The organism is uncultured Flavonifractor sp. (assembly GCF_944387675.1).
Lineage (GTDB): Bacteria > Bacillota > Clostridia > Oscillospirales > Oscillospiraceae > Flavonifractor.
Genome location: NZ_CALXFV010000066.1, coordinates 1 through 13141, shown reverse-complemented (window position 1 = coordinate 13141; position 13141 = coordinate 1). Strand labels below are relative to the sequence as shown.

Here is a 13141-nt window from a genome sequence, read left to right as displayed (position 1 = left end):
GGCCTGCGAAAGGCCAAGGAGTCCTATTATCCCGACTTGATGGTGGAGAAGTACGCGGCTGTGATGCGGACGTGACAGGCCGGCAGAGAGAAAGGAGCGGTACCATGACAGAGGTGCGTCTCTCCCGCCCGGAGGAGCGGGAGGCCCAGGAGCGGCTGTGGCAAAGCGTGTTTGGAGACGATCCGCGGTATATCGACGCATTTTATCGGTGCTGCGGCGGTCCGGAGTGCATGCTGCTGCTGTTGGAGGCGGGAGAACTGGTCTCTATGCTGGCTCTGCTGCCCCACGGTCTGACGCTGCCCGGGGGCGAAAGGGCCAGCGGCTTTTACGTGTACGCCCTGGCCACCGCCCCGGAGGCCCGGGGCCGGGGATACGGCCTGCGTCTGCTGCGTGAGGCGGACGGGCTTCTCCGCGCCCGGGGCGCCGACTGCGCCACGGTGGTGCCGGCCCAGCCCGGCCTGTTTGCCTATTTTGCCGCGGCGGGCTTCACCAACGGCTTTTTCACCCGCACGGCGGAGCGGACCTGCCCCCAAGCTCCTGACACCTCCTCCGGCAGCCGGGTGGAGGCAGTGGAGGCCGAAGCCTACAACGCCATCCGCCACCGGCTGCTGGCGGATACCCCGTCGGTGTGCTATCCGGACGGGCTGATCCGCTACCAGCAGGAGATCGGCCGCCTGACCGGGGGCGGTCTGTTCCGGGTAACCGCAGGCGGCGCCGAGGGCTGTGCCGCGGTAGAGTATGCGGATGAGGCGCGGCTGGTCTTCAAGGAGCTGCTGCTGCCGCCGGAGCAGCTGTCCCGGGGTGTGGAGGCCTTTGGGGCGCTGTATCCCGGCCGCCGCTGTCAGGTGCGAACCCCCGCCGCCTGGGCGGGTTTGCCGGACAGTCGGCTCCGCCCCTTCGGCATGCTCAAGTGGTACCGGCCGGAGCTTGCCGGGCAATGGGGGGAAGCCACTCCCGGCTATCTGGGCCTGGGCTTTGACTGAGCCGCCGGCGGCGGTGGGCGGCACGGCGCCACGTGCCGCCTTTTTGCATGAAAATGACGGGGTTGATGCAGAAAAAATGCTTCGTTGTGAAAACAAGATGAATGAATATATAAAATGTTTTGAATAAGTATATAAAATCATCTGAATTTCTTAAAAATCCCCCGTGAAATTCCGTTCTTTTCTCGAATGGAAATATCAGGGAAATTTAAAAAATGGAAAGACAAAAAAAGAATATATGTCCTCCTTGAGAGGACACATGCAGGAAATGACAGCACAACCATCAAATTAGGGGGATGGAACTCTTGACGGAGGACCAGATTTAGGATAAAATATACAAACCCTTTCAGGTGGGTTTTTCTAAACGCCGGCGGGTGGGACTGTTCTGTATGCGGAGTGATTGGAACGCCCCCTGGCGGCGGACGTTTGTCCGCCTGGGATGCAAGCCGGGGGCCGGTAAAAACCAAAAAATGGGCGTGTCAGCGGCTGAGAATGGGATAGGAAGTGAAGAAATGGCAAAGTACGTGTTGAAAAGAGTGCTGATGGCATTGATCACTCTATTGGTGGTTATCTGTCTCACTTTTTTCCTGATGAACGCAGTCCCGGGCAACCCGTGGCTGTCGGAAAAGACACCGACGGAGGCCACGATTGACGCGCTGAACGCCAAATACGGCCTGGACAAGCCCCTGATTGTGCAGCTGGGCAAGTATTTGGAGAATCTGATCCATTTGGATTTTGGAAACTCCATCAAGATGCAGAAGGACCGGCCGGTACTGGAGATTATTCTGACTATGTTCCCCATTTCGGCCAGCATTGGCGCCATCGCCATTCTGTGGGCCATATTGGTGGGCGTCCCATTGGGCTGCCTGGCGGCCTACCGCCGGGGTACCTGGGTGGACAGTCTGCTGCGGGTGATCTGTACGGTGGGCATCTCCATGCCCGGCTTCGTGATTGCCACGATGCTGCTGCATGTGTTTACCGGCGGCATTGAGGGGATCAAGTTCTTCCCGGCACTGTTTAAAGGTACGCCGGAGAGCTATGTGCTGCCCTGCCTGGCGCTGGGTTTTTATCCCATGTGCTATCTGTCCCGCCAGACCCGGACGGCCATGCTGGATGCCATCAACCAGGAGTATATTAAGACGGCCCGGGCCAAGGGCCTGCGCAACGGGAAGATCATTTTCAAGCATGCCCTACGCAACGCGCTCATCCCGGTCATTACCTATCTGGGTCCTCAGATTGCCTTTACCCTGTGCGGCGGCTTTGTGGTGGAGACGGTCTTTACCATTCCCGGCCTGGGCCGCTACTTTGTCTCGTCCATTTCCAACCGGGACTATCCGCTGATTATGGGAACCACCATATTCCTAGCGGCCTTTATCATCGCCATGAACCTGATTGTGGATCTGCTGTATAAGCTGGTGGATCCCCGCATCAACCTGGGGAAGGGAGGGCACTGATTGTGGCGGAAAAGAAACTGAAGCGGGCCATCGGTTCCCTCCAGCCCGATATCGACGATATTCTGAGCTGGAACGACCTGCCTGAGAACGCCTTTGAGCCGGCCAGCGCCGCGGAGAAGGAGAGCTTTATCCAGGACCGGAAGAGCGTATCCTATTGGAAGGACGCCTGGCGGCGTCTGCGGAAGAACAAGGTGGCCATGGTGGCCATGGTCATCGTCATTCTGCTGGCGCTGTTTGCCTTCGTGGGGCCGTTCATCGTCCCTTACAGCTATGACCAGGTGATTTCCGGGGCCAACAACATCCACCCCTGGCACTATTCCCTGGAGGACCAGGAGAAGATCAACGCCTATATTGAGGAGCACACCGGCTCGGCCAATCTGTCCCCTGAGGAGGCGGTGGCCCAGGCGGAGGCGGAGGCGGCCGCCCGTGGCGAGACCCTCTCCGCAGTGGACGCGGCCAAGATCCGCGCCGCCGCCAAGGCCAACCAGGGCAAGGGCGAGGAGAACGTGACCCAGGACGATGCCATCAAGGCACTGGGCATCAAGGCCAAGCCCTTCGGCTACACCAATGCCGAGCTGGAGCGGATGGCCGCCGGCGAGTCGGTGTTCCCCCACGTCTTCGGCTGCGACACCCAGGGCCGCGACATCATGGTGCGTACCATGATCGGCGCCCGGGTCTCCATGATCGTGGGTATCTGCTGCGCGGTGATCGTGCTGGTGATCGGCGCCCTGTACGGCTCCGTCTCCGGCTACTGCGGCGGCAAGGTGGACGCCGTCATGCAGCGCATTGTGGAGGTCATCTACACCATTCCTGAAGTGCTGATCATCCTGCTCATGGGTTCCACCCTGAAGCCCATCTTTGAGGAATTTCAAAACTCCGGCGACGGGCCGCTGCAAAGGCTGGTGACCCTGCTGGGCGCCAACCTGATCTCCATCTTCCTCACCTTCGGGCTTTTGTACTGGGTGACCATGTCCCGGCTGATCCGCGGCCAGATCCTCCAGCTCAAGCAGCAGGAATACGTCACCGCCGCCCGGGCGTTGGGCGCCCAGGGCGGGCGCATCATCAAGCGCCACCTGCTGCCCAACTGCATCGGCCAGATTGTCACCACCACCTTCCTGCAAATTCCGTCGGCCATCTTTACCGAGTCCTTCCTGTCCTTCCTGGGCATGGGCGTGTCCGCGCCTATGACCAGCCTGGGCTCCATGTGTTCCGACGCCCTGGGCGGTCTGAACAGCTATCCCTACCGCCTGTTTATCCCCGCCGCCATCCTGAGCCTGATGATCCTGTGCCTGAACCTGTTTGGCGACGGCCTGCGGGACGCTCTGGATCCCCGGCTGAAGAAATAAGAAAGGAGGAGACAACATGGCAGAACATGAAAAAACCGGCAAGCTGCTGGAAGTGAAGGATCTCCACGTCTCCTTCTTCACCCCCGCCGGCGAGGTGAAAGCGGTGGGCGGCATCAGCTATGATCTGGACTACGGCGAGGTTATGGGCATCGTGGGCGAGTCCGGTTCCGGCAAGAGTGTGGAGGCCTACTCCATCATCGGCCTTTTGCAGTCTCCCGGCAAAGTGATCGGCGGGTCCATTACCCTGGAGGGGGAGGACGTGCTGGCCAAGAGCAAGGAGGAGATGATCGCCCTCCGCGGCTCCAAGGTGGCCATGATCTTCCAGAACCCCATGACCTGCCTCAATCCGGTTTATACCATCGGCAACCAGCTCATCGAGGCCCTGAAGGCCCACGACAAGAAGGTGAGCAAGCAGGAGGCCGCCAAGCGGGCCATGGAGATGCTGGAGCTGGTGGGCATCAACAATGTGGAAAAGCGGATGCGTCAGTACCCCCATGAGCTCTCCGGCGGCATGCGCCAGCGGGTGATGATCGCCATGGGCCTGATCTGCCACCCCCAGCTGCTCATTGCCGACGAGCCCACCACCGCTCTGGACGTGACCATCCAGGCCCAGATCCTGGAGCTGATGAAGGATTTGCAGAAAAAGACCCACATGGGCATCATTTTCATCACCCACAACCTGGGCGTGGTGGCGGAAATCTGCGACAAGGTCTCCGTCATGTACGCCGGCAAGATGGTGGAGCAGGGTCCGGTGGACGACATTTTCTACAAGCCCGGCCATCCCTACACCATAGGCCTGCTGCGGTCTATGCCCCGGGTGGACGCCGAGAGCTACGAGCGGCTGATCCCCATCGAGGGTACCCCGGTGGATATGCTCAACCCGCCGGAGGGCTGCCCCTTCGCCCCCCGGTGCGAATCCGCCATGAAGATCTGCCTGCAAAAGATGCCGCCGTATGTGGAGCTGGAGGACGGCCACCGCTCCGCCTGCTGGCTGCGGGTGCAGGAGCAGCTCCAGCGGGAAAAGCAGGGCGCCGCTGAGACCAAGGAGGTGCCTGAGCATGAGTGAGAAGAACGACATCCTGGTGCAGGTGGACCATCTGACCAAGTATTTTCCTGTCAAGGGCGTGAAAGGTCCCGGCGTCCAGGCGGTGGAGGATGTGTCCCTGTTTATCAAGCGGGGGGAGACCCTGGGGCTGGTGGGGGAGTCCGGCTGCGGCAAGACCACCCTGGGCCGCACCATTCTCCAGCTTCATGAGCCCACCTCCGGCAAAATTGTCTATGACGGCAAACCCATCTATGAACACCAGTATCCCTTTGAGGCCAAGACCATGTCGGTGAAGGGGGCGGACGGGGCCATGCATTCCGAGGCCGTGCTGGTGAAAAAGCCGGTCCCCAAGCCCAAGTCGGTAGACATGCTGCCCTACCGCCGGAAAATGCAGATCATCTTCCAGGACCCCTCCGCCTCCCTGGATCCCCGAATGACGGTGGGGGAGATCATCGGCGAGGCGCTGGATATCCACAAGCTCTGCTCCGGCAAGGCCGAGCGCACCGAGCGCATCAAGGAGCTTCTGAGCATGGTGGGCCTGAATACCGAGCATGCCAACCGGTATCCCCACGAATTTTCCGGCGGCCAGCAGCAGCGGGTGGGCATTGCCCGCGCCCTGGCTGTAAAGCCGGAATTCATCGTGTGCGACGAGCCGATCTCCGCCCTGGACGTGTCCATCCAGTCCCAGGTGGTGAACATGCTGGAGGACATGCAGCATGACCTGGGTCTGACCTATCTGTTCATTGCCCATGACCTCAGCGTGGTGCGGCACATCTCCAACCGCATCGGGGTCATGTATCTGGGTACCTTGGTGGAGCTGGCAGAGAGCTATGAGCTGAATAAGAACCCCATTCATCCCTATACCAAAACGCTGCTGTCGGCGGTGCCGGTACCCGACCCGGAGGTAAGCCGTTCCCGCCAGCGGATTGTGCTGGAGGGGGACATTCCCTCCCCCATGAACCCGCCCAAGGGCTGCCGGTTCCACACCCGCTGCCCCTACGCCACCGAGCAATGCAAGCAGGCGGTCCCCCAGCTCAAAGAGCATGCGCCCGGCCACTGGGCGGCCTGCCATTTATTGGGATAATATAAGGGGTATAGACGAAAGATTTAACAGTTTTGCAACAAATTCTTTACAGTCTTGTTACAGCTGTGGTATAATGCACCATAGCACAGAAAAGGCCATGGCCTTTTGGCGTCCGCTTTGCGGACGCCAAGGGACCGTACCGATGTTGTGTATCCTGCCGCAAGGCGAGACGATACAAAATTGAAAGATGGAGGTCCAATTATGAAAAAGACGAAGCTTCTGTCTCTGCTTCTGTCTGCGGCTCTGGTAGTCGGTCTGCTGGCCGGCTGCGGCAACGGCACCCAGAGCTCCGGCGAGACTCCTGACGCCCAGAACAGCCAGGCTCAGGAGACCAGCGGCGGCAACGAGACGGTCGCCAACGAGATTACCGTCAACGTCGCTTCCGAGCCCCAGACCATTGACCCCGCTCTGAACAGCGCGGTGGACGGCGCCATCATGCTCAGCCACATGTTTGAGGGCCTGATGCGCTGGGTGGATTCCGGCGTGGAGACGCCCGGTTCCGACGGCACCTGCAACAACGCTGCCCTGGACTACGGCCAGGCCGAGAGCTATGACAAGGTGACCAACGACGACGGCACCGTGACCTATACCTTCCACCTGCGGGACGGCATCAAGTGGTCCGACGGCCAGGATGTGACCGCCGGCGACTTCGTGTTCTCCTGGCAGCGCCTGGTTACCCCCGAGACCGCGGCTGACTACAACTACATGATCGACTGCGTGGTGAACGCCAACGAGATCATGGCCGGTGAGAAGGACCCCAGTGAACTGGGCGTCTCCGCTCCCGACGACAAGACCTTCGTGGTCACCATCACTTCCGATCTGCCCTACTTTACTGAGATTTGCGCCTTCCCCGCCACCTTCCCCGTGCGCGAGGACATCGTGAGCAACGACCAGTGGACTTACAGCCCCGACACTTACATCTCCAACGGCGCCTACAAGATGACCAGCCGTGTGACCAACTCCGAGATCGTCATGGAGCCCAACGAGTACTACTACGGTGTAGACACTCTGGGTCCCTCCAAGATCACCTTCAAGCTGATGGACGACGCCAACGCCATGCTGTCCGGCTTCAACTCCGGCGAGCTGGACTTCATTGAGCAGATGCCCACCGACGAGGTGGCCGGCCTGCTGGCCTCCGGCGATCTGAAGATCGTGGACTACATCGGCACCTACTACGTGTGCTACCAGACCCAGAAGGCCCCCTTCGATGATGCCCGCGTCCGCAAGGCCTTCACTCTGGCCATTGACCGCACCTACATTGTGGAGCAGATCACCCAGACCGGCCAGGTTGAGGCTGGCGGCTTCGTACCCGCCGGCGTTTATGACGCCGAGGGCGCCACCGGTGACGACTTCCGCACCGTGGGCGGCGACTACTACAAGCCCACCGACGCCGATTATGAGGCCAACTGCGAGGAGGCCCGTGCTCTGCTGGCCGAGGCCGGCTATCCCAACGGCGAGGGCTTCCCTGTTGTCACCTACCTGTACAACACCGATGACAGCCACAAGGCTGTTGGCGAGGCCCTGCAGAACATGTGGCAGACCGTGCTGGGCGTGACCGTGCAGCTGGACAACCAGGAGTGGGCCACCTTCCTCCAGACCCGTAAGGACGGCGACTACTCCATCGCCCGCAACGGCTGGATTGCCGACTACAACGATCCCATGTCCTTCCTGGATATGTGGCTCACCGGCGGCGGCAACAACGACGCTCAGTATGCCAACCCCGAGTACGATGCCAAGATCCAGGCTGCCAAGGCCTCTGCCGATCCCGCCGAGCGGATGCAGCTGATGCATGATGCTGAGGACATCATCATGGGTCAGGACTACGCTCTGTGTCCCCTGTACTTCTACACCCAGAAGTATATGCTGGCCGACAACGTGTCCGGCATGTACTACACCCCCCTGGGCTACTTCCTCTTCGACCACTGCACCAAGGGCTGATTTCAGCTTTGAAAAGGGCGGAGCCGGTTGGCTCCGCCCTTTTTACGCGGTCCACTGTCAGAGAACGGCGGAAAACCAATGGGTTTTTTGTGTGCTTTGACGGGTGAATAAATATTGCATTTTATTGAATACCGTGTATAATAAGACGTAACCAAATAAGGAAACCTCAAGAGGATAGCATGAATAGGAGAGAATACAATATGAAGAACTTCAAGAAGCTGGCCCTGCTGGGCCTGACCGCCGCTCTGTCCCTGAGCCTGCTGGCCGGCTGCGGCAGCGGCACCACCGGCAATGCCGAGACCCCCGACAACGAGAATACCGCCCCTGTGACGGAAGAGAGCCAGGCTCCCGCCGAGACCGGCTCCACCGGCGCGTTTACCACCGTGGAGGCGGGCAAACTGCACATGTCCACCAACGCCGCGTTCCCTCCCTATGAGATGACCACCGACGACGGCGGGTTTGAGGGCATCGACGTGGAGGTGGCCGAGGCCATTGCTGAAAAGCTGGGCCTAGAGCTGGTGGTGGACGACATGGCCTTTAACGCCGCCCTCACCGCTGTGCAGAGCGGCCAGAGCGACATTGCCATGGCAGGCATCACCGTCACTCCCGAGCGGGAGGAGGTCATGGACTTCTCCGAGAGCTATGCCACCGGGGTGCAGGTGGTCATTGTGAAGGAGGACTCCCCCATCCAGACCATTGATGATTTGGTCAACGCCGAGATGATCGGCTGCCAGGCGGACACCACCGGTTACATTTACGCCTCCGACACCCCGGAGAACGGCGGCTACGGTGAGGACCACGTCACTGCTTTTGACACCGGCGCCCTGGCGGTGATGTCCTTGCTGAGCGGCCAGATCGACGCGGTGATCATCGACAACGCTCCCGCCGAGTCCTATGTGGCGGCCAACGAGGGTCTGAAGATCCTGGACGGCCAGTGGGTAGTGGAGGACTACGCCATCGCCGTGCAGAAGGGGAACACCGCGCTGCTGGATGCCATCAACGAGGCCATGGCCGAGCTGAAGGCGGAAGGCACCTTCCAGGCTATTGTTGACAAATACATCACCGCGGACTAAGATAGTTTGAGAGAAGGGCGGCCTTCCGGGCCGCCCTTCCTTTTTGAACCGGGAGAAAGGAGAGGACCCCTATGATCCAAGGGCTGATCGAGTGGTTTGACCGGCTGCTCCCCCGCTTTTACACCGCCTTTATCGAGGAGGACCGGTGGAAGCTCTATCTCCAGGGGCTGGAGAACACCCTGATCATGACGGTGGCCGCCCTGGTGATCGGCGTACTGCTGGGACTGGTAGTGGCGGTGGTGCGCACCTCCCACGACCAGCAGCGGCCCGGCCGGCGCAACCCTGTATTGGGCCTGATCAACGCGGTATGCGGCATTTATACCACGGTGATCCGAGGCACCCCCATGATGGTGCAGATCCTGATTTGGAGCTTTGTCATACTGTCCTCCAGCCGGAACAAGGTAATGGTGGGCATTATCGGCCTGGGCATCAACTCGGGGGCCTATGTGGCGGAGATCATTCGGGGCGGACTGATGAGCGTGGATGCGGGACAGAGCGAGGCGGGGCGTTCCCTGGGCCTGAATTACCTGGATACCATGCGCTTTATTGTGGTACCCCAGGCGTTTAAGAACATTCTGCCCTCCCTGGGCAATGAGTTTATTACCCTTTTCAAGGACACCTCTCTGGTAAACGCCATCGGCGCCATGGAGCTGACCTACTACGCCGCCCGCATAGGCGGGCGGAACTTTGACTACATGCCGCCCCTGATCGGCGCCGCCCTGATGTACTTAGCCATCGTCATTATCTTCACCTGGCTCCAGGGGAAGCTGGAAAGGAGGCTGCGTCAAAGTGATCGACGTTAAAAACCTGTCCAAATCCTTTGGAGACCACCTGGTATTGGACAACATCTCCGAGCACATCTATCCCGGGGAGAAAGTGGTGGTCATTGGCCCCTCCGGCTCGGGCAAGTCCACCTTCCTGCGCTGCCTCAATCTGCTGGAAATCCCAAGCAAGGGTACCATTACCTTTGAAGGGACCAACATCACCAACCCAAGGACCGACATTGACAAGGTCCGCCAGCAGATGGGCATGGTGTTCCAGCACTTCAATCTCTTCCCCAATATGACCATTCGGAAGAATATCACCCTGGCCCCCGTGCGCACCAAGCTGATGAGCCAGGCGGAGGCAGACGATACCGCCACCGCCCTTCTGAAGCGGGTGGGTCTGGAGGAGAAGGCGGACGCCTATCCCGCCCAGCTCTCCGGCGGCCAGAAGCAGCGCATCGCCATCGTCCGCGCCCTGGCCATGAAGCCCAAGGTGATGCTCTTTGACGAGCCCACCTCCGCCCTGGACCCAGAGATGGTGGGGGAGGTGCTGGAGGTCATGAAGCAGCTGGCGGAGGAGGGCATGACCATGGTGGTGGTCACCCACGAGATGGGCTTTGCCCGGGAGGTGGGCAGCCGGGTGCTCTTCATGGACGGCGGACATATTTTGGAGCAGAATGAGCCCCACGCCTTCTTTGCCAATCCCAGGGAACCCCGCACCATCGAGTTTCTGTCCAAGGTGCTGTAATACACAAAAAACCGTCCCATCCGGCCGGATGGGACGGTTTTTTATCCTTGGTTATTCGGCGGAAATCATATAGTAATACACCGGCTGCCCCCCGGACAACAGGGTAATCTCCGCGTTGGGGCAGCACTCGGAGAAAATTTTCAGGGCCTTCTGGGCCTCCTTCTCCGATACATCCTCCCCGTAGAAGATGTTGATAAACTCCGCGCTCTGCTGGTTCTGATCCTCCGCCAGCCGGCGCAGCAGTTTGTCCAGCTTCCGGTCGGTGCCGAAGAGCTGATGCTCGGTAAGAGCCAGGTAGTCTCCCCGCTTGATGGCAAAGCCGTCAAAGTCGGAATCCCGGGCGGCGTAGGTGATCTCGGAGGTGTGGACGTTGCCGATGGCCTCGGTCATGGCGGACACGTTGGCCTCCTCCTCCGCCTCCGGGTCCATCATCATCAGGGCGGAGATGCCCTGAGGCACCGTCTTGGTGGGCAGAACCACTACCTGCTTGCCCTCCGCCAGGGGAACGCACTGCTGGGCGGCCATGATGATGTTGCCGTTGTTGGGCAGCACAAACACAATCTCCGCCGGGGTGGCGTCGATAACCTTCATGATGTCGTCGGTAGAGGGATTCATGGTCTGTCCGCCGCTGATGACCCCATCGGCCCCCAGGTCCTTGAACACGGCGGCCAGGCCCTCGCCGGCGGCCACCGCCACCACGCCGTACTTCTTCTCCGGCGGGGCGATCTTCCGGCCGCCCTGCTCCTCATGGTCGTGGCCGTCCTCCTCCAGATCATCGGTGCTCTGGATGTGGCGGCCGGCGGCCAGATCCTCCGCCTGGGTGCGCATGTTCTCAATCTTGGCCAGCTCCAGGGTGCCGTACTTCTGGGCCTCGGTCAGGGCGGCGCCGGGGATGTCGGTGTGGACGTGGACTTTGAAGCAGTCGTCGTCCTCGCCGATAACCAGACTGTCGCCGATGCTGTTCAGATAGGCCTCAAAAGAGGTCAGCTCCCTGTCAGTGGTCTTGCGGACGATGAACACCGTGTCAAAAGTAAAGGTGATTTCCTCGGCGGCAATGGCGGCGTAGTCGGTTTTGCTCTCCGCCTTGGACGCTTCGGCGCCTTCCGGCAAGGGCTCTCCCCGCAGGGAGTCCAGCATACCCTGAAGGATGACCAAAAATCCCTTGCCTCCGGCGTCCACCACCCCCGCCTTTTTCAGCACCGGGTTCATCTCGGTGGTGTGCTCCAGCGCCACCAGACCCTCGTTGATGGCGGCCTCCAGCACAGCCTCCGGATCGTTGGGATTCTTCCGGGCGGCGTCGGCCGCCCGGGCGGCGGCCAGCCGGGAGACGGTGAGGATGGTCCCCTCGGCGGGCTTCATCACCGCCTTGTAGGCGGCGGCCACGCCGAAGTCCAGGGCGATGGCCAGATCCCGGCCGTCAATGGTGTCCTTGTCCTTTACCGCCTTGGAGAATCCCCGGAACAACAGGGACAGAATCACCCCGGAGTTGCCCCGGGCGCCCCGGAGCAGGGCGGAGGCGTTGATGGACGCCACCTCGCCCACGGTACGGGGCTGCTTCTTTTTCAACTCCGCCGCGGCGGTGGAGATGGTCAGGCTCATATTGGTGCCGGTGTCCCCGTCGGGGACGGGGAAGACGTTCAGCTCATTGATCTGCTGCTTTTGCAGATTGATGGAGGCGGCCGCATGGATCAGCGCCTGGGCCAGGGACGCTCCGTCAATACGCTCTCTCATGTCACTGTTCCTTCCTTTCGATGGCGGTGGGTCAGCCGATAACCATGGAGTCGATGCACACGTCCACATTGCGCACCTCGGCGCCGGTGGTGCGGTGCACGATATAGCGGACCTCGCTCATGATGGAGCGGCTTACCGCCATCAGGTTCACGCCATTGTCCACGATGATGTGCAGCTCAATGGAGACGGAGGAATCCTCATTGTAGGAGACCTTGACGCCTTTCCCCATAGACTCCCGCCGCAGCAGGTGAACCAGGCCGTCGGCCTTGGAGCGTACCGCCATGCCCTTTACGCCGTAGCAGTTGGTGGCGGCGGCGCCGGTGATATTGGTGAACACCTCGCTGCTGATGGTGATTTCGCCCTGTTCCGTTTGAAATTTCATGGATGCATCCCTTCCTTTCCTGGGAGTGGACCCGAACAATGGGATCCATGCAGATACCCGAATGATGGGGGAGTGTTGTTCATATTTCGTCATTCTATTGTATTCTATTTTCAGGAAAATTACAAGGGAAAAAGTTTCGGAAAAGTGGGGACGGACACTTGTATTTTGCACGGGAAACGTGTACACTGATAGCATCCGCAATAAGTGGAAAGAAAAGGAGGCTGTTTTTGACATGAAGAAACTGATCTGCATTCTGGCCAGCCTGTTTGCGCTGTTGGCCGTACTGGGTGCGTTGGTCTACGCCGCCGTTCTTTACTGGGATAAGATCATGGAACTGCTGTGCAAGCTCAAGGGTATGCTGGACATCGGGAAGGACAGCTGCTGCTGCTGTGCCGACGAGGCGGAGGATTACGCCGACTGGGAGAACTAAAGGAAACACCGGGTGTGCGGCGCATAAGCGGCACACCCGGTTTTCTGTGAGACAGAAAAAAAGGCGCCTGCCAGCGCAGGCGCCTTTTTTGGTGGACGATACAGGACTTGAACCTGTGACCTCCCGCACGTCAAGCGGATGCTCTACCAGCTGAGCTAATCGTCCA

12 protein-coding genes and 1 tRNA gene are annotated in these 13141 nt (G+C 60.1%); 10 read left to right on the top strand and 3 right to left on the bottom strand.

All coding sequences use genetic code 11. From position 1 onward, the window contains the following. Window positions 1-104: 104 nt before the first annotated feature. From Q0J74_RS07465 to Q0J74_RS07425, 9 genes are all read left to right on the top strand, one after another. Window positions 105-983: a GNAT family N-acetyltransferase gene (locus Q0J74_RS07465; protein ID WP_297212832.1), complete on the top strand. Its 879-nt coding sequence runs from the start codon at window positions 105-107 to the stop codon at window positions 981-983. Window positions 984-1492: 509 nt separating this feature from the next. Next, window positions 1493-2434: an ABC transporter permease gene (locus Q0J74_RS07460; RefSeq protein ID WP_297212830.1), complete on the top strand. Its 942-nt coding sequence runs from the start codon at window positions 1493-1495 to the stop codon at window positions 2432-2434. Window positions 2435-2436: 2 nt separating this feature from the next. Further along, window positions 2437-3780: an ABC transporter permease gene (locus tag Q0J74_RS07455; protein WP_297212828.1), complete on the top strand. Its 1344-nt coding sequence runs from the start codon at window positions 2437-2439 to the stop codon at window positions 3778-3780. A 16-nt stretch (window positions 3781-3796) separates the two neighbouring features. Then, complete coding sequence (locus Q0J74_RS07450) at window positions 3797-4846, top strand: ABC transporter ATP-binding protein (RefSeq protein ID WP_297212826.1); 1050 nt, start codon at window positions 3797-3799, stop codon at window positions 4844-4846. Next, the gene (locus tag Q0J74_RS07445) at window positions 4839-5909 is read left to right on the top strand and encodes an ABC transporter ATP-binding protein (RefSeq protein ID WP_297212824.1); all 1071 of its coding nucleotides are present in this window, start codon (window positions 4839-4841) and stop codon (window positions 5907-5909) included. Before Q0J74_RS07450 ends, Q0J74_RS07445 begins: the two co-directional genes overlap by 8 nt. Window positions 5910-6110: 201 nt before the next feature. Then, window positions 6111-7847 (top strand): peptide ABC transporter substrate-binding protein, encoded by a 1737-nt coding sequence (locus Q0J74_RS07440; RefSeq protein ID WP_297212822.1) that lies wholly within the window; start codon window positions 6111-6113, stop codon window positions 7845-7847. A gap of 200 nt (window positions 7848-8047) precedes the next feature. Continuing rightward, a complete protein-coding gene (locus tag Q0J74_RS07435; RefSeq protein ID WP_297212820.1) occupies window positions 8048-8920 on the top strand; it encodes a transporter substrate-binding domain-containing protein in 873 nt (290 codons plus the stop codon). A 71-nt stretch (window positions 8921-8991) separates the two neighbouring features. Then, complete coding sequence (locus tag Q0J74_RS07430) at window positions 8992-9723, top strand: amino acid ABC transporter permease (protein ID WP_297212818.1); 732 nt, start codon at window positions 8992-8994, stop codon at window positions 9721-9723. Then, complete coding sequence (locus Q0J74_RS07425) at window positions 9710-10432, top strand: amino acid ABC transporter ATP-binding protein (RefSeq protein WP_297212816.1); 723 nt, start codon at window positions 9710-9712, stop codon at window positions 10430-10432. The genes Q0J74_RS07430 and Q0J74_RS07425 overlap by 14 nt, the downstream gene beginning before the upstream one ends. 51 nt (window positions 10433-10483) lie before the next feature. Here the strand turns inward: Q0J74_RS07425 and Q0J74_RS07420 are convergent, their stop codons facing one another. Continuing rightward, the gene (locus tag Q0J74_RS07420) at window positions 10484-12163 is read right to left on the bottom strand and encodes a DAK2 domain-containing protein (protein ID WP_297212812.1); all 1680 of its coding nucleotides are present in this window, start codon (window positions 12161-12163) and stop codon (window positions 10484-10486) included. A 31-nt stretch (window positions 12164-12194) separates the two neighbouring features. Continuing rightward, window positions 12195-12545, bottom strand: coding sequence for an Asp23/Gls24 family envelope stress response protein (locus Q0J74_RS07415; RefSeq protein WP_297212810.1), 351 nt, complete (start codon window positions 12543-12545; stop codon window positions 12195-12197). A gap of 232 nt (window positions 12546-12777) precedes the next feature. Between Q0J74_RS07415 and Q0J74_RS07410 the strand changes: the two genes are divergently transcribed. After that, window positions 12778-12975, top strand: a complete 198-nt coding sequence (locus tag Q0J74_RS07410) for a hypothetical protein (protein ID WP_297212808.1) — start codon at window positions 12778-12780, stop codon at window positions 12973-12975. Between the two features lie 89 nt (window positions 12976-13064). Here the strand turns inward: Q0J74_RS07410 and Q0J74_RS07405 are convergent. Continuing rightward, window positions 13065-13140, bottom strand: a tRNA-Val gene (locus tag Q0J74_RS07405). Window position 13141: the final 1 nt, after the last annotated feature.